The sequence below is a fragment of the Synechococcus sp. H55.9 genome, assembly GCF_047462355.1.
Taxonomy (GTDB): Bacteria; Cyanobacteriota; Cyanobacteriia; order Thermostichales; family Thermostichaceae; genus Thermostichus.
Map to the genome: position 1 here is coordinate 10,604 of NZ_JANSJB010000027.1, position 15,036 is coordinate 25,639.

General features: G+C 59.8%; 17 protein-coding genes and 1 tRNA gene. 13 read left to right on the forward strand and 5 right to left on the reverse strand.

The window, feature by feature from the left end:
- Nucleotides 1-545: 545 nt before the first annotated feature.
- The 3 genes from NW857_RS05400 to NW857_RS05410 all read left to right on the forward strand — a co-directional run bounded on the left by NW857_RS05400 (nt 546) and on the right by NW857_RS05410 (nt 2,147).
- Nucleotides 546-1,094, forward strand: a complete 549-nt coding sequence (locus NW857_RS05400) for a hypothetical protein (protein ID WP_414335305.1) — start codon at nt 546-548, stop codon at nt 1,092-1,094.
- A 155-nt stretch (nt 1,095-1,249) separates the two neighbouring features.
- Nucleotides 1,250-1,340, forward strand: a tRNA-Ser gene (locus tag NW857_RS05405).
- Between the two features lie 48 nt (nt 1,341-1,388).
- Entirely contained in the window at nt 1,389-2,147 is a 759-nt protein-coding gene (locus tag NW857_RS05410) for a TIGR00297 family protein (RefSeq protein WP_414349137.1), read from the forward strand.
- A gap of 285 nt (nt 2,148-2,432) precedes the next feature.
- On the opposite strand, the gene NW857_RS05415 is transcribed toward NW857_RS05410, so the two are convergent.
- From NW857_RS05415 to clpP, 4 genes are all read right to left on the reverse strand, one after another.
- Nucleotides 2,433-2,765 (reverse strand): ribulose bisphosphate carboxylase small subunit, encoded by a 333-nt coding sequence (locus tag NW857_RS05415; RefSeq protein ID WP_414334878.1) that lies wholly within the window; start codon nt 2,763-2,765, stop codon nt 2,433-2,435.
- Nucleotides 2,766-2,773: 8 nt separating this feature from the next.
- Nucleotides 2,774-3,181 (reverse strand): RuBisCO chaperone RbcX, encoded by a 408-nt coding sequence (gene rcbX, locus NW857_RS05420; protein ID WP_414334877.1) that lies wholly within the window; start codon nt 3,179-3,181, stop codon nt 2,774-2,776.
- Between the two features lie 69 nt (nt 3,182-3,250).
- On the reverse strand, nt 3,251-4,675 hold the full coding sequence (locus NW857_RS05425) for a form I ribulose bisphosphate carboxylase large subunit (RefSeq protein ID WP_414334876.1): 1,425 nt from the start codon (nt 4,673-4,675) through the stop codon (nt 3,251-3,253).
- Between the two features lie 510 nt (nt 4,676-5,185).
- Entirely contained in the window at nt 5,186-5,788 is a 603-nt protein-coding gene (gene clpP / locus NW857_RS05430) for an ATP-dependent Clp endopeptidase proteolytic subunit ClpP (protein ID WP_414334875.1), read from the reverse strand.
- A 341-nt stretch (nt 5,789-6,129) separates the two neighbouring features.
- Between clpP and NW857_RS05435 the strand changes: the two genes are divergently transcribed.
- The 4 genes from NW857_RS05435 (at nt 6,130) to NW857_RS05450 (ending at nt 8,752) form a co-directional block, all read left to right on the forward strand.
- Entirely contained in the window at nt 6,130-6,327 is a 198-nt protein-coding gene (locus NW857_RS05435; RefSeq protein ID WP_414334874.1) for a hypothetical protein, read from the forward strand.
- Nucleotides 6,328-6,548: 221 nt separating this feature from the next.
- On the forward strand, nt 6,549-7,694 hold the full coding sequence (locus tag NW857_RS05440) for an FAD-dependent oxidoreductase (protein WP_414368218.1): 1,146 nt from the start codon (nt 6,549-6,551) through the stop codon (nt 7,692-7,694).
- The gene (gene thiS / locus NW857_RS05445) at nt 7,682-7,879 is read left to right on the forward strand and encodes a sulfur carrier protein ThiS (RefSeq protein WP_414334873.1); all 198 of its coding nucleotides are present in this window, start codon (nt 7,682-7,684) and stop codon (nt 7,877-7,879) included. The genes NW857_RS05440 and thiS overlap by 13 nt, the downstream gene beginning before the upstream one ends.
- A gap of 45 nt (nt 7,880-7,924) precedes the next feature.
- Entirely contained in the window at nt 7,925-8,752 is an 828-nt protein-coding gene (locus tag NW857_RS05450; protein WP_414334872.1) for a thiazole synthase, read from the forward strand.
- Between the two features lie 5 nt (nt 8,753-8,757).
- Here NW857_RS05450 and NW857_RS05455 read toward each other — a convergent pair whose 3' ends face one another.
- Nucleotides 8,758-9,390 carry a class I SAM-dependent methyltransferase gene (locus tag NW857_RS05455; protein WP_414368213.1) on the reverse strand — a complete coding sequence of 211 codons (633 nt, stop codon included), beginning with the start codon at nt 9,388-9,390 and terminating at the stop codon, nt 8,758-8,760.
- A 207-nt stretch (nt 9,391-9,597) separates the two neighbouring features.
- Here NW857_RS05455 and NW857_RS05460 point away from each other — a divergent pair, with 207 nt between their 5' ends.
- The 6 genes from NW857_RS05460 (at nt 9,598) to kaiC (ending at nt 14,890) form a co-directional block, all read left to right on the forward strand.
- Nucleotides 9,598-10,329, forward strand: coding sequence for a M50 family metallopeptidase (locus NW857_RS05460; protein WP_414334870.1), 732 nt, complete (start codon nt 9,598-9,600; stop codon nt 10,327-10,329).
- Between the two features lie 117 nt (nt 10,330-10,446).
- Complete coding sequence (locus tag NW857_RS05465; RefSeq protein ID WP_414334869.1) at nt 10,447-10,578, forward strand: hypothetical protein; 132 nt, start codon at nt 10,447-10,449, stop codon at nt 10,576-10,578.
- A gap of 101 nt (nt 10,579-10,679) precedes the next feature.
- On the forward strand, nt 10,680-11,846 hold the full coding sequence (locus tag NW857_RS05470; RefSeq protein ID WP_414334868.1) for a glycosyltransferase family 4 protein: 1,167 nt from the start codon (nt 10,680-10,682) through the stop codon (nt 11,844-11,846).
- A 114-nt stretch (nt 11,847-11,960) separates the two neighbouring features.
- The gene (locus tag NW857_RS05475) at nt 11,961-12,932 is read left to right on the forward strand and encodes a circadian clock protein KaiA (protein ID WP_414368215.1); all 972 of its coding nucleotides are present in this window, start codon (nt 11,961-11,963) and stop codon (nt 12,930-12,932) included.
- 1 nt (nt 12,933) lies between these two features.
- Complete coding sequence (kaiB, locus tag NW857_RS05480) at nt 12,934-13,236, forward strand: circadian clock protein KaiB (protein WP_414334866.1); 303 nt, start codon at nt 12,934-12,936, stop codon at nt 13,234-13,236.
- Nucleotides 13,237-13,264: 28 nt separating this feature from the next.
- Nucleotides 13,265-14,890, forward strand: a complete 1,626-nt coding sequence (gene kaiC / locus NW857_RS05485) for a circadian clock protein KaiC (RefSeq protein WP_414334865.1) — start codon at nt 13,265-13,267, stop codon at nt 14,888-14,890.
- The last annotated feature ends 146 nt before the right edge of the window (nt 14,891-15,036 follow it).

Consider the following 15,036-nt stretch of genomic DNA (forward strand, 5'->3'; position numbering starts at 1 on the left):
GAAGTGTCGTGCATGCCGTGGGCGCCGGGCACCCCGCGAGACTGGTAATGGTGATCCTATCAAAAACGGCTGTCAGAGCGCTCTGGGTTCGGAGAGCTGCTCCAGAGACCAGATGAGCGCAAGAGTGCTTAACAGGGGCATTGCACAAATTAATGTGTTTTGGAATACGAGTTCCCAGCAGATCTGCGCTGAGTAAGGATCTGGGTTCTGGCTTTGGTCGGCAGTCAAGTCGTGGGGAATTAACAGATTCCTAAGGTTCCCTAAAAAAGTATTGCAAAGGCCTATTTCTCTGGGAATAGCCGCCATCCATCAAGTAAAGTTGACCTATTGACGTAAGGAGCTTGAACCCTCAATCTCTTGCCCGATCGAGCAAGAGCCTGAGGTTTTCAACCCCGATGTCATAGTTCATCTGAGATTCTCCACCAAGCAGCAGGGAGAGGAATAGGTTTGTCTTTAAAACCTTTCCCCGACTTCATTTTTGGGATCCCTGTAAGCTCTCTACAGATCCTCACTTCGGGAGTCATTTTGAAAAAAAGGAGAGATAGATGTCTACCCAATCTGCGTCTGGTACTCTAGGGTTGCCACAACTGGATTTGACCCAAATTCCACGCCAGATCGCCTGCGATGGCAGCGACTTAGACTGGAGCCAAGCTCAAGTGATCGAAGGCACCCAGCCCCAAGAGGAGAACTTGCAGGGCTGGATGGCTTTCTCTGACCTGCGGGTCAATCAAGAGGCCGGCAATATCCTGCACTGGCAGGGGCGTCCGCTGCGGGCCAGCCGCATCCGCTTTTTCGTGAAAAATGTGGCCTGGCGCTACGGCTTTTCTTTCTCCACCAGCATCCGCTCGCCCCTTGGCAAAGGGATCCCGACCCCGCCGGAGTGGCGCTACCCCGGTCTTTGCCGCTACGGGCTTGTGGTGTTCCAGCCCAACGCCCAACTGGTGGCCCATCAGGTTTGGGAATCCTCGCCGGAGCAGCCCCAAGAGGTAGATCTGGATCCCAACTTGGATATTGCCTTCAACGTCAACGATGCCAAGGGCAGCTACGGCGACAACAGCGGCAGCTTCGATATCTACGTGCAGGTGGTGAGCTAGGGCCGCCCAAGCCCAGGGGTTACCTCCAGGAGGGATCCCGACCATTCGCGACAGCGGGACGGAGTTCTTGCAGGCCCAGTTGCCGGGCGGGATCCCATCTTCTACAATAGGTGAGCTGGCGGCTGGATCCCAACGGAGGGTGTCTCTGCCGCTTTGGAGAGGTGGCTGAGTGGTCGAAAGCGGCTTCCTGCTAAGAAGTTACGGGGCCCAAAAGCTCCGTCGAGGGTTCGAATCCCTCCCTCTCCGTTTCTGCAGTTGACCCTTGGCGGCGGTTTCACTGCTTTTTGGGTGTTTATGTGGCAAGCGTGGCTGCTGAGTCAGTGGGGAGTGGCGCTCTGGCTCAATCTAGCCTTGGTGGCGCTGGCCCTGCTGAGCCCCCAGAAGGCGCTGACGCGGGCGGGAGTCCTCCACGCAGGCCTACTGGGTCTGTTGGTGTGGGGGGGGCTGGGGTGGCGGGGCTATGCGGTGGTGGCGGCCTATTTTTTAATCGGCACCGCCGTCACCCGGCTGGGGATCCGGCGCAAGCAGGCGCAGGGGATCGCCGAAAAGCGAGAGGGGGCGCGAGGGCCGGAAAATGTCTGGGGATCCGCTTTGACCGGGGCAGTATGCGCGGTGGGCTACACTTTCTTGCCGCATCCGCTGTGGTGGTTGGGGTATGGTGCCAGCTTTGCAGCGAAATTGGCCGATACCGTCAGCAGCGAGGTGGGGAAAGCCTACGGACGCCAGACCTTTTTGATCACCACCTTCCAATCCGTGCCGGCGGGCACAGAAGGAGCCGTGAGCCTGGAGGGATCCCTGGCAGGGGTGGCGGCAGCGGTAGGGATGGCCACCTTGGCTTGGGGGATCGGTGGGGAGTGGGTAAGAGGAGACCCGTTTTGGCTGGGCATTTGCTGTCTGGCCGGGATCCTGGCCACCTTGGCAGAAAGCTGGATGGGGGTGGTGTTGCAACCCCGCCTGGCCTGGATGAGCAACGAAGTGGTGAACGGCATTCAAACAGCCCTAGCAGCTCTCCTGGCCGTGGGATTGGGAGCGCTTTTGGGGATCGGATCCTAAAAAGGGGCCCCTCACCCCCAACCTCTCTCCCTGAGGGATGGCCCTCACCCCCAGCCCCTCTCCCTGAGGGAGAGGGGAGTTAGAGCGGCGCCTTCGCGACAGCGTTGTGTAGCAATAACGAGGCAAGGAACCGTTGCGTTGCTGTTTGAAATGACTGTTTTTTGAGATTGAGAATGGCGCCGTTGCCATTGGGAATGGCTGTGCGAAGCAAGAAATAAAAAAGAGGGAGAAGCTCTCCCTCCGCGCTGATTGGCTAGGAATGAGACCAATTGCCCCGAACCTCTCTTAGCGTAGGCCGCTGGGCTTGTAAACCAAGAAGCTGAGCACCTGGCACTGCTTGATGTTGTCGAACCCCACCACACGGATGAAGCAATTGGGGTAGGCGCTGCGGCAAGCCTGCACCTCGCTCAGCACCTCCTGGGGAGAAGTGGCGCCGAACAGAGGCAGCTTCCACAATGTCCAGTAGCGAACCGTCGGTTCAGAGGATTCGTTGAACTCAACGGCAGGGATGTAGCCCTGATCCAAGATGTATTGCACCTGCTTGATGATCTGCAGATCCGTCAGCGGCGGCAAGTAGGAAAGGGTTTCGTAGCGGCGCTCTTTCGGTAAGGTTTGCATGATGGCTGTCACTCCGTTTCGGGTCTAAGGTTTTGGGGAGGGGATCCCGCTTCCGGGTGGGTGACCGGCGGAGATCCCGCTGCTGAGGTGAGCCGTTCTAGGTGATTGCGGCGGTGCTCCATATTGGCCTGCTGGATGCCGGCTTTGGCCATCTCCGGCAGGTAATCCACCACCTCCGCTGCAATGTGCTCGCGAACGGTCATGATGCGGTAGGCCAAGTCAGGGCGCTCTGCCAGCAAAGCCCGCAGGTAGGCTTCCCCATCCTGGAGGTTTTGCCGGGCAGAGAACTGCTGCAGCCAAAGAGCCCTGGGAGGATCCGTCTCGCTCAGTTGGGCCAGCACCGTGCGCATCGCCTGATAGGTCAGGTAGCTGATCAAGGTCTTGGCCGTATCTTTGGCGATCTGTTTTAGATCCATTGCCAATCCAGGGGGTGGCCAAAGCAGCGGGGCAAGAGAACTGTGGGGATCCCTTGCCCCAGCCAATCTCTAGAGGGTATCGACGGGCTTGAACTCGAACTTGATCTCCTTCCACAGCTCGCAGGCAGCCGCCAGCTCCGGCGACCACTTGGCCGCTTCGCGGATGATGTCGTTGCCCTCGCGGGCCAGATCCCGACCTTCGTTACGAGCTTGGATACAAGCTTCCAAAGCCACCCGGTTGGCGGTCGCGCCTGGAGCGTTCCCCCAGGGGTGTCCCAGGGTTCCGCCGCCAAACTGCAGCACGGCATCGTCACCGAAGATCTCCACCAGTGCCGGCATGTGCCAGACGTGAATGCCACCGGAGGCCACCGGCATCACCCCAGGCATCGAAGCCCAATCTTGGGTGAAGAAGTTACCCCGAGAGCGATCCGCCTCCACATAGTTCTCCCGCATCTGATCCACAAAGCCAAGCGTCACGGCGCGGTCGCCTTCCAACTTGCCCACCACCGTACCGGCATGCAGGTGGTCGCCGCCGGACATGCGCAAGCACTTGGCCAGCACCCGGAAGTGGATGCCGTGGTTTTTCTGCCGGTCGATCACCGCGTGCATGGCGCGGTGGATGTGCAGCAGAATGCCGTTGTCGCGGCACCACTTAGCCAGGCTGGTGTTGGCGGTAAACCCAGCAGTCAGGTAGTCGTGCATGATGATGGGGGCACCAATCTCCTTGGCAAACTCCGCCCGTTTGAACATCTCCTCACAGGTGGGCGCCGTCACGTTCAGGTAGTGCCCCTTGATCTCGCCAGTTTCCGCTTGGGCCTTGTGGACGGCCTCCATCACAAAGAGGTAGCGATCCCGCCAGCGCTGGAAGGGCTGGGAGTTGATGTTTTCGTCGTCTTTGGTGAAGTCCAGACCGCCCCGCAGCGCCTCGTACACCGCCCGCCCGTAGTTTTTAGCGGAAAGGCCCAGCTTGGGCTTGATGGTGCAGCCCAATAGTGGGCGGCCATACTTGTTCAATTTGTCCCGCTCCACCTGGATGCCGTGGGGAGGGCCCTGGAAGGTCTTCAAGTAGGCCACGGGGATGCGCAAGTCTTCCAGCCGCAGCGCCTTCAGGGCCTTGAAGCCGAAGACGTTGCCCACAATCGAGGTGAGCATGTTGGTGACCGAGCCTTCCTCGAACAGATCCAGCGGATAGGCGACGAAGCAGAAGTATTGATTCTCTTCGCCGGGAACTGGCTCGATGTCGTAGCAGCGGCCCTTGTACCGATCCAAGTCGGTGAGCAAATCTGTCCACACCGTTGTCCAGGTGCCGGTCGAGGACTCAGCCGCCACCGCCGCCCCGGCCTCTTCGGGGGGAACGCCCGGCTGAGGGGTAACCCGGAAACAGGCCAAGACATCGGTATCCTTGGGCGTGTAGTCGGGCGTGTAATAGGTGAGTCGGTAATCTTTCACCCCGGCTTGATAGCCGCTTTTGGATTGGGTTGCTGCGTAAGCCACGTCGATCTCCCTCTGAACGAATCACAAAACCAGAAAATGCCATTCACGGCTGCAACCAATGAGGCAAAAACCCAGGGCCAAAGCCCCAGACCACCGAGTTTTCGTGAATGAACATGCCCCACAACCGTGGGACTTGGGCTTTGAGACAGTCTTCCGCATTCAAGCGGATGCAAAGTCCAAAACCCTCCTTTTCAAGTGCCGCCCATTGCCAGCTCTGACGCCCTGGACTTTGGAAACCCAGTGGAAAGATTTCTATACAGTGTCTAAGCTAGAATTGCGGCAAACACAGGTCTACACTGGTTTAATCCTAAGCTATCATCCGCAAGGATCAGCTGATCATTACTTTCTTTATGAGTTCGATTAGTTTGGTTAAAGTGAGTCCCCTGACTTAGTGACAAGAAGACCAATTTCTTTGGCTTTCTTAATATCTTCGCCGGTGGGATCCCTGCCAACAGGCAAAAGCTCCCTGCTTTGAGGGAGCCCTGCAAGCTGGCCGCAGAACCTAGACGCTCAAGAAACGGCTGCCAGGGTTGGCTGGGATCTCTTGCTGATCACCTGGTCGATGAGGCCGTACTCTTTGGCCTGTTCTGGGGTCATAAAGTTGTCGCGGTCGGTATCGCGTTCGATGCGCTCCAGAGGTTGGCCGGTGTGGTAGGCCAGCAGGCTGTTGAGGCTGTTTTTGATGAAGAGGATCTCTTTGGCCTGAATTTCGATGTCGGTGGCCGGCCCCTGGGCTCCACCGAGGGGCTGGTGGATCATGATGCGGGCGTGGGGAAGGGCGATGCGTTTGCCTTTGGTGCCCCCTGCCAGCAGAAAGGCTCCCATGCTGGCGGCCAGACCGATGCAGATGGTGGAGACATCCGGCTGGATGTGTTGCATGGTGTCGTAGATGGCCATACCGGCATAGACCGAGCCGCCGGGGGAGTTGATGTAGAGGTAGATGTCTTTCTCGGGGTCTTCGGATTCCAAGTAGAGCATCTGGGCCACGATCAGGTTAGCAATGTCGTCGTCCACCTGGGTGCCCAGGAAGATAATCCGATCCCGCAAAAGACGCGAGTAGATGTCAAAGGCGCGCTCGCCTCGCGCGGATTGCTCGATAACCGTGGGAATCATGCCAGTCCAAGGGATGGGTCAGTTCTTCTAGTGTAGTGTAAGCCGCTGGACAGATGCTTGCTCAGGGTGACCAGAGGGTAGCCGCCGGGTTGGGCAACGAGTCTGAGGTATGGCTCTTTACGATGGGGTGAGGCAAAGTCTAGATGGATATGATCCCAGATGAACCGATGGTGATCGCCAGCTTGCTGAGCCTAGCTTTGCTGGGGATCTTGATCCTAAACTTGGCAGAGCGTGGAACCGGTAATGGCGACTAGGATGGGAAAAAGTTCAACAGTCCCCTACCTTTGTAGGCTGGGGAGGGTAAGTACCTGGATGCCCGAATCCGGCAAGGGGTACTCCAGTTGACGCCATCACTTCACCACCTGAAAATGTTTCACATTCTCACCGTATCCTGCCAACTCATCACCACCCCCCAGCAGGTTGAGAAACTGGAGCTGGTGCTGAAGGCGTTGGCTCGTTGCTGTGAGTTTGTCCATCGCCATACCCCAGAAAACCTGCACAACTGCAAAGAACCTCCCTACCATCCGCCGCGGTTGTGATGCCCGCCAAGCGGCCAAACTAAGGGCGAAGAGCTTTGCCTGCGCCTTCACCTTCTCAAGCGTCAAGAATCCCTGTCCCTGAGGACAGGGGGTATGTCAACATCGGATCTAACATGAAATCCATTGCCTCAGCGGTGGGGGGCACTTTGACCCTTTCAACCTCATCTTCTCGGACAAATGCGGCAGCAAGTCTGCCCAGGCCATCTCCTATCCCGTCAGCGGTGGGGAGAGCGCAGCGGGATCCCATTCTTGTCCTCGGAGCCGGTCTGATGGGGCGCCTGTTGGCTGCCACCCTGGTCGAGGTCGGGCATTCTGTCCGCATCGTGGAGGCGGCTCCTGCCGGTGCCGTCGAGAGCAGTGCTGCCCATTTTGCCGCTGCCATGCTGGCTCCCCTGGCGGAGTCTGCCGTCGCCGAGGCCAGCGTAGTAGCGCAGGGGTACTATGCCCTCTCCCGTTGGCCCTCCCTTTTGGCCAGTCTGCCGCAGCCGGTTTTCTTTCAGCAGGAAGGCACCCTGATCCTCTGGCACCGCCAAGATGCGGGGGAAGCCAGACGCTTCTCATCCCTGCTAGCTGCTGTGGGGGAACGCCTTCCCCATCTCCCCAAGCCCCAGCCTCTGGATGCCCAGGCTGTAGCTGAGCTGGAGCCCTCGCTGGCCGGGCGATTTGGGCAAGGCCTGTATCTTCCCCAAGAGGGCCAACTGGATAACCGCCAACTGTTGTCGGCTCTGCTGGCCAAGCTGCGCCAGCACGAGGTGGAGGTGGAGTGGAGTTGCCCCTGGGATCTGGAGCAGGCGGAAGCCTGGCAGCAACAAACCGGCGGGTGGGTTTTGGACTGTCGCGGCCTGGGATCCCGAACAGAATGGGGTGGGCAGTCACCGCTGCGGGGAGTTAGAGGTGAGGTGGTACGTCTGTATGCCCCGGAAGTAGCTTTGCGGCACCCGACCCGGCTGTTGCACCCCCGCTACCCGATCTACATCGCTCCCAAGCCGGGGCACCTGTTTGTGGTGGGAGCCACCGAAATTGAATCCGAGGATCGCTCGCCGGTGAGTGTCCGCTCGGCTCTGGAGCTGCTCAGCGCCGCCTACGCCGTCCACCCTGCCTTTGCCGAAGCGCGTATCCTGGAATTAGGCAGCCAATGTCGTCCCACCTTGGCGAACCACTTGCCAGCCGTGGTGGAGTGCGCGCCTCGCCTGTTGCAGATCAACGGCCTCTATCGCCATGGCTTTATGATCTCCCCGGCTATCCACGATGCCGTCTTGGAGTATCTTCACCACGGCAGTTGCCGCCTTGCTCAGGAGTTGGGGATCCCTTTTCAGGTACAGGCTGCCCCTCTTGCCGGTGAATCCCTGTCGCCATGCGTGTCTTGATCAACCAAAAGCCTTACGATTTGCCGGAGGGCACCACGCTGGCCGAGGCGATAGCCCAGGTGGAGATCAGTGGCCCTTTTGCGGTGGCGGTTAATCTAGAGTTTGTGCCGCGCGCCCAGTACGAGCGAACTCGTCTGCAAGAAGGCGACCAGGTGGAGATTGTCGCGCCGGTTGCCGGCGGCTAGTGCCCGACTGCCTCCCCTCAGATCCCGCATTTTTGCCCCTCAGCGATGTCCACTCTTCTTCCTGTCTCCCCCTCGACTCGGGCCGATGAGGATCCCTTGGTGCTCTACGGCCAAGCGCTGCCCAGCCGCCTGATGCTGGGGACGGCTCGCTACCCTTCGCCCGCCATTTTGGAGCAGGCGGTGGTGCGGGCACAGCCCTGTTTGTTGACCGTTTCCCTGCGGCGCCAGGGGGCGCTGGGGTCGGAAGCTTCCCAAGGGTTTTGGGCCCTGCTCCAGAAGCTAGGGATCCCGGTTCTGCCCAACACCGCCGGCTGCCACAGCGTGCAGGAGGTAGTCACCACAGCGGAGATGGCGCGGGAGGTGTTCGGCACCAACTGGATCAAGCTGGAGCTCATTGGGGATGACTACACCTTGCAGCCGGATCCGGTGCAACTGCCCACTGCCGCTGCCGAACTAATCCGTCGCGGCTTCAAGGTTCTGCCCTATAGCACCGACGATCTGGTGCTGTGCCAGCGGCTCTTGGATGCCGGTTGTGAAGTGGTGATGCCCTGGGCCGCTCCCATCGGCACCGGCAAGGGCCCCCTCAACCCCTACAACTTGCGCTTGCTGCGAGAGCGGATCGAGGCGCCCCTGATCGTGGATGCCGGCCTGGGCCTGCCCTCCCACGCCTGCCAGGTGATGGAGTGGGGCTTCGATGGGGTGCTGTTGAATACAGCGGTGGCCTTGGCTCGGGATCCGGTGGCAATGGCCGAGGCCTTTGCGGAAGCAGTGCGCGCAGGCCGGCGAGCCTACCTGGCCGGCGCGATGACCCCCCAGGAAGCGGCTCAGCCCAGCACACCGGTTCTCGGCACCCCCTTCTGGCACCAAGGGTGAGCAGCTTAGGCGGCAGGCTTTTGGGCCTGGATCACCTGCAAAGCCCCCCCGGCGTGCAGGGTCTGCCGGACGGATTGCCAGCCCTGCTGCTGCAAGTACTGCGGCAGATCCAACTTGAGCAAGTTCCAGGCGGTCTCGGTTTCAAACAGGGCCAGAAAGAGGGCCAGCCCAGGCCATATCCAAGGTTGGCAAGGCGCGTGCAAGTCCAGGATCAAAAGCCCTCCCCCCGGCTTGAGCACCCGCCACCCTTCCCGCAGCACCTGTTCCAGGTCAGGAAAAGGCAGCTCGTGCAGGGCCAAGCTGGTGTGCACCCAATCAAAGCTGTTGGCAGGAAAGGGCAGATCCTGGGCAAAGGCTTCCACAAATTCCACCTTGGGGAGGCGTTGGCGAGCTGCCGCCAGGGCTTTGGGGGAAGCATCCAGGCCGACAACGTTTTGGCTCAGCTCGGCTAGGATTGGAGTCACTTCGGCAGGGCCACAGCAGAGATCCAATACCCGCTCCTGGGGCTGGATGGAGATCCCTTGGAGGGGCAACCGGCGCAGTCGCTCATATCCCCCCACTGCTAGGGCAGCCGCACGGCTGATGCTGCGGTAAAGCCAGGGAAAGCGGTAGCTCCAGTCGCGCAGGAAGGTGGCCATAGGCAGGGATCCCTTGGGGCTTTTCCAGCCTACCTGTGAGACGGCTCCCCTGTCTCCTTGCTGTTGTTGGCCCCTCACCCCCAACCCCTCTCCCAGAGGGAGAGGGGAGTTGGCCCGGCTATTTTTGCCTGATGTGGAACTTTTTTCTGCCGGCAATCGTCTAGGCCGACAAGGCATCTTGGGCCTTTTCTCCACCCACCTGCTGGTATGACTCAGTTTGAGCTGCCTCCTTCCCCTTCCGCAAGGCCTGGCCGGCACAGCGTGATCTGGCTGGTGGCTGCGGCGGGGCTGACAGTCTTGCTCTGGCGGTTTCCCTGGGGCAATTACCTCCTCTACCCCTTTACTTTGTTGGCCACCTGGTTTCACGAGATGGGCCATGGCCTGATGGCACTGCTGTTGGGGGGGGAGTTTCATCGTCTTGAGATCTATCCCGACGGCTCGGGGCTGGCCATTCACAGTGGCGAGCTGTTTTTGGGGCGGGTGGGGCGGGCCTTGGTGGCCGCTGCCGGGCCGATGGGGCCGCCCATAGCTGGGGCCCTGTTCATCCTCACCTCCCGCCGCCGCAGCACAGCTCGGCTGGGGCTGGTATTTTTGGGATCCCTGTTGTTGCTCTCGACGCTGCTCTGGGTGCGTTCCCCCTTTGGCCTTTTGTTCCTCCCGGCCATGGGTTTGGGCATCCTGGCAGTAGCTCGCTGGGCTGCCTCTTGGTTACAAAGCTTTGCCCTGCAGTTTTTGGGGGTGCAAGCCTGTGTGAGCACCTATCACCAGCTCGACTATCTTTTTATGGACGCTGCTGTCATCGACGGGCGGCTGATCCTCTCCGATTCCAGCCAGATTGCCCAAAACCTGTTTTTGCCCTACTGGTTCTGGGGAGGGGTGATGGCGGTGTTTTCTTTGGTTCTGCTGATCACCAGCTTGCAACTGGCCTTTCGCGACTAGGGGGCAAAGCCGCAATTCTGGAAGTGATTGTTGTCACCTAAAAATCCGTCGCCCATCACTGCCCAGCCGAAAAAACCGCCGCTACAGTAGGGGGCATGAGGAGTGTGGGAGCGGATTATGTGGCGAGACGTTATTGGACTGGCTCTGGCGGCTACGCTGCTGTTGATCAGCAAAACGGCGGCCGATACCCTCGGCCAGAACCAAGAGCCAACTCATTCTGCTCCGCTGCAAGATCAGCTGCTGCAATAAAGTTGTGCTGCTGCGATCCCAAGCCGTCATTGCGTTGCCGTTTTGTGCAACACTCATCCTAAGAGAATCTGCAGAGCCTTTTCACTAGGCTTGGGATCCCGATGCGCATAGCCCTGTTTACGGAAACGTTTCTGCCCAAGGTGGATGGCATCGTTACGCGGCTTTGCCACACGGTGCGCCATCTGACGGCCCGCGGCAACTCGGTGCTTATCGTCGCGCCTCAGGGGGCGCCCAGGCGGTTTGCCCGGGCGCGGGTTTACGGGATCCCAGGCTTCCCCTTGCCTTTGTACCCGGAGTTGAAGCTGGCTGCTCCCGGCCCCGCCATCGGCAGGGTGCTCAACCGCTTCCGACCGGATGTCATCCACGTGGTCAACCCGGCGGTTTTGGGGTTGGGGGGCCTCTACTACAGCCAAGCGATGGGGATCCCGCTGGTGGCCTCCTACCACACCCATCTGCCGAAGTATCTGAAGCACTACGGGCTGGGCTTTCTGGAGGGAGTTTTGTGGAACCTCCTCAAGCTGGGGCACAATTTGGCGCGGGTCAACCTCTGCACCTCGACGGCCATGATGCAGGAGCTGAGCGCCCACGGCATCGAGCGGGTGCAACTGTGGCAGCGGGGAGTGGATACGGAGCTGTTTCATCCGCAGGCTGCCGACCCAGAGATGCGGGCCCGGCTCACGGCGGGTCAGCCGGAGCGGCCGCTGTTGCTCTACGTAGGTCGGCTCTCGGCGGAAAAAGAGGTGGGGCGGATCCGGGTGTTGCTGGAGCAGATCCCGCAGGCGCGCCTGGCTATCGTGGGCGACGGGCCGGAGCGGGGATCCCTGGAGCAACATTTTGCCGGCTACGACGTGGTGTTTACGGGCTATTTACAGGGGCAAGACCTAGCGGCGGCCTTTGCGTCCGCGGATCTGTTCGTGTTCCCCTCCCGCACCGAGACGTTGGGCTTGGTCTTGTTGGAGGCCATGGCTGCCGGTTGTCCGGTAATCGCCCCCCGCTGCGGCGGCATTACCGATGTGGTGGACAGCGGCCGCAACGGCTTTCTGTTCGATCCGGACTCCGACAGCGACTTTGTCCAGGCCACGCGGCAGCTCTTAGAGGGCACCGGGCAGCGGCAGCTCTTCCGGCAGCAGGCCCGGCAAGAGGCTGAGCGCTGGAGTTGGTCGGCGGCCACACAACAGTTGGAGGAGTACTACCGCACCGTCATCGCCGATGAGGACTCTGGCCGAAGAGCACAAGCGGGATCCGGCAAGAGCGCAGGCAGCGTCTGAACAGATTGCACACTCAGTGGAGCGGATCAGAGGATTGCTCCTTTGGCCCAACTCTGGCAGGTGAGCGGGGATCCCGGCCAGATTTAAGATAGGAATGCGTCTTCAGCCCTTGTCTTGTTGCCTGACCCCCACCCCCTGCGCATCAGCCTGTTGCTGGATTGGGAGCCGCCAGCAGAGGAACCTCTGGCTTGCGAGGACTGGCTACCCCCGCAGCGTTTCGTCGTCGAGTGTTTTCAGGATCAAGCGGCCTTTCTAGAAGCCCTCAGAAAACAAGACGGCCATGTCGATTGCTTGGTGCTTCTGGTGGATCCCGGTCGGCTGCAGGAGTTGCACGATCTGGGTAATCAGCTCTGCGCCTGGGGGCTTCTGCTGCCGACCGTGTTGGCCATTGTGCTGGAAGAATCCCATCTGGAGACCGAAGAACACTCCTCTCGGGTAAAGGCATTGCTCAAGCGGGAGCAATTTTTTTACCACAATGCCACTCTTGTTCGTCCCATTTCGCCGCAAGAGCTGAAGGGACAGGCGCGGGCCGACTGTTCCGGATCCCCTTCCGTCATAGAGCTGCTGGTGGATCGGGCCATCGCCTTGTTTCTGCAGATGTCTCCCACCTGCGGTCTCCCGCAGGGCCCAGTGCATCCCAGCGATCAGCCCTACCTGGCTTACAGCAACCAACAACAGCGACGGCTGGCGGAGAAACTGCGGGAACGGCTGGGCTATGCCGGAGTGTACTATCATCGTGACCCAGAGCTGTTTTATCGGCGCCTCCCACCCCACGAGCAGCGAGCCTTGATGCAGCGGCTGCGCGGCCTGTACCAAACCATTGTCCTGGAATACTTTCAGTCTCCTGAGACCGCCAATGCCCGCATCGACGAGCTGGTGGCCCTTGCCTTCTTTGCCGACATCGGCGCTGCTCAACTGCTGGAGCTGCACATGAACTTGATGGAGGACTTTGCCAAACAACTGAAACTGGAAGGCCGCAGCGAAGAGATCCTGCTAGACTACCGCCTCACCCTGATCGATGTGATGGCCCACCTGAGCGAAATGTACCGCCGCTCCATTCCCAAACCTGCCCCAAGGGATCCCTGATATGTCCACTCGCAAAGCCTATGTCCTCAAGCTCTACGTGGCGGGCAACACCCCCAGTTCTCTGCGTGCCCTCAGCACCTTGCAAGACATCTTAGAAAAGGAATTCCGCGGCGTGTACAGTCTGAAGGTGATCGATGTCTTGAAAAACCCGCAACTGGCAGAGGAAGATAAGATCTTGGCAACGCCGACCTTGGCCAAAATCCTGCCGCCACCGGTGCGGAAGATTATTGGCGATCTGTCCAACCGCGAGAAAGTGCTCATCGGCCTGGATCTGCTCTACGAAGAACTGGACGAAGAGACTTGAGACAGGCCACGAGGGCAAGGAGAATGGGATGAACCAATCATTGGGGCCTTCTGAGCCAGAAAAGCCACAGGATAACGCCGCAGAGGACTCCACCGAACCAACCACAGACAACCACCCAGCGAGTCTATCGGAGCTGCGTGGGATCCCGAAAAAACAGACGGGCATCGAGGGCTTTGAAGACATCAGCCACGGTGGGCTGCCCCTGGGACGCACCACCTTGGTCAGCGGCACCTCTGGTACCGGCAAAACTCTGTTTGCCATTCAATTCCTTTACAACGGCATCGTGAAGTATCAAGAGCCGGGGATCTTTGTCACCTTTGAGGAAACCCCCGCCGATATCATTCGCAATGCCTCCAGCTTTGGCTGGGATCTGCAGGCTCTCATCGACAGGGGCCAACTGTTCATCCTGGATGCCTCCCCCGATCCCGAAGGCTACGAGGTGAGCGGCAATTTCGACTTGTCGGCCCTTATCGAGCGCATCCAGTACGCCATCCGCAAATACAAAGCCAAGCGGGTCTCCATCGACTCGGTGACGGCCATCTTTCAGCAATACGACCCTGCCGGCGTGGTGCGGCGAGAGCTGTTCCGCCTGACGGCCCGCCTCAAGCAGGCCAATGTCACCACCGTCATGACCACCGAGCGCACCGACGAGTACGGCCCCATCGCTCGCTACGGCGTGGAAGAATTTGTCTCCGACAACGTGGTGATCCTGCGCAACATTCTGGAAGGCGAGAAGCGGCGGCGCACCATCGAGATCTTGAAGCTGCGGGGCACCACCCACATGAAGGGGGAATATCCCTTCACCATCACCAACGACGGGATCAACATCTTCCCGCTGGGGGCCATGCAACTGACGCAGCGCTCCTCCAATGTGCGCGTTTCTTCGGGTATCGAGAAGCTGGACGAGATGTGCGGCGGTGGCTTCTTCAAAGACTCGATTATTTTGGCCACCGGCGCCACCGGCACGGGCAAAACCTCGCTGGTGAGCAAATTCCTAGAGCGGGGTTGTCTGGATGGGGAACGCTGCATTCTCTTCGCCTATGAAGAATCGCGGGCGCAGCTTTCCCGCAACGCCTCCTCCTGGGGCATTGAGCTGGAAGAGTTCGAGCGGCAGGGCCTCCTTAAGATCATCTGCGCCTATCCGGAGTCGGCTGGCCTGGAAGATCACCTGCAGAAGATCAAAACGGAGATGATGGCCTTCAAGCCCTCTCGCATGGCCATCGACTCGCTGTCGGCGCTGGCGCGGGGGGTGAGCCAAAATGCCTTCCGCCAGTTTGTTATTGGGGTAACCGGCCTGGCCAAGCAAGAGGAGATCACCGGCTTTTTCACCAACACCACCGACCAATTCATGGGATCCCATTCCATCACCGAGTCCCACATCTCCACCATCACCGACACGATCATCCTGCTGCAATACGTGGAGATCCGCGGCGAGATGGCCCGCGCGCTCAATGTCTTCAAAATGCGGGGATCCTGGCACGACAAAGGGATCCGCGAGTACCTGATCTCCAATGCAGGCATCCAAATCCGCGATTCCTTCCGGGGCTACGAGCGCATCATCAGCGGCTCCCCGACCCGCATCAATGTGGACGAGAAAAACGAGCTTTCCCGGATTGTGCAAAACGTCCAGGCCCTCGAGGAAGAAGGGTTTTGAGTGGCCACTGCCAGAGGCGCCGTTTTCACTCCTGATTTCGCTACCGGAAAGGACATAGAGTGGAAAGCATAGGCAGTGGCTGTGAGAGTATGGCTCCTTCACAAAGACGGCGCCGGCGACTTCGATTTGGGATCTGGGCCATGGTG

What these genes read in the sequence shown, in the direction of transcription:
- NW857_RS05400 (WP_414335305.1), top strand. Translation starts at nt 546, where the DNA reads ATGTCTACCCAATCTGCGTCTGGTACTCTAGGGTTGCCACAACTGGAT.
- NW857_RS05410 (WP_414349137.1), top strand. Translation starts at nt 1,389, where the DNA reads ATGTGGCAAGCGTGGCTGCTGAGTCAGTGGGGAGTGGCGCTCTGGCTC.
- NW857_RS05415 (WP_414334878.1), bottom strand. Translation starts at nt 2,765, where the DNA reads ATGCAAACCTTACCGAAAGAGCGCCGCTACGAAACCCTTTCCTACTTG.
- rcbX (WP_414334877.1), bottom strand. Translation starts at nt 3,181, where the DNA reads ATGGATCTAAAACAGATCGCCAAAGATACGGCCAAGACCTTGATCAGC.
- clpP (WP_414334875.1), bottom strand. Translation starts at nt 5,788, where the DNA reads ATGATTCCCACGGTTATCGAGCAATCCGCGCGAGGCGAGCGCGCCTTT.
- thiS (WP_414334873.1), top strand. Translation starts at nt 7,682, where the DNA reads ATGCGTGTCTTGATCAACCAAAAGCCTTACGATTTGCCGGAGGGCACC.
- NW857_RS05450 (WP_414334872.1), top strand. Translation starts at nt 7,925, where the DNA reads ATGTCCACTCTTCTTCCTGTCTCCCCCTCGACTCGGGCCGATGAGGAT.
- NW857_RS05455 (WP_414368213.1), bottom strand. Translation starts at nt 9,390, where the DNA reads ATGGCCACCTTCCTGCGCGACTGGAGCTACCGCTTTCCCTGGCTTTAC.
- NW857_RS05460 (WP_414334870.1), top strand. Translation starts at nt 9,598, where the DNA reads ATGACTCAGTTTGAGCTGCCTCCTTCCCCTTCCGCAAGGCCTGGCCGG.
- NW857_RS05465 (WP_414334869.1), top strand. Translation starts at nt 10,447, where the DNA reads ATGTGGCGAGACGTTATTGGACTGGCTCTGGCGGCTACGCTGCTGTTG.
- NW857_RS05470 (WP_414334868.1), top strand. Translation starts at nt 10,680, where the DNA reads ATGCGCATAGCCCTGTTTACGGAAACGTTTCTGCCCAAGGTGGATGGC.
- kaiB (WP_414334866.1), top strand. Translation starts at nt 12,934, where the DNA reads ATGTCCACTCGCAAAGCCTATGTCCTCAAGCTCTACGTGGCGGGCAAC.
- kaiC (WP_414334865.1), top strand. Translation starts at nt 13,265, where the DNA reads ATGAACCAATCATTGGGGCCTTCTGAGCCAGAAAAGCCACAGGATAAC.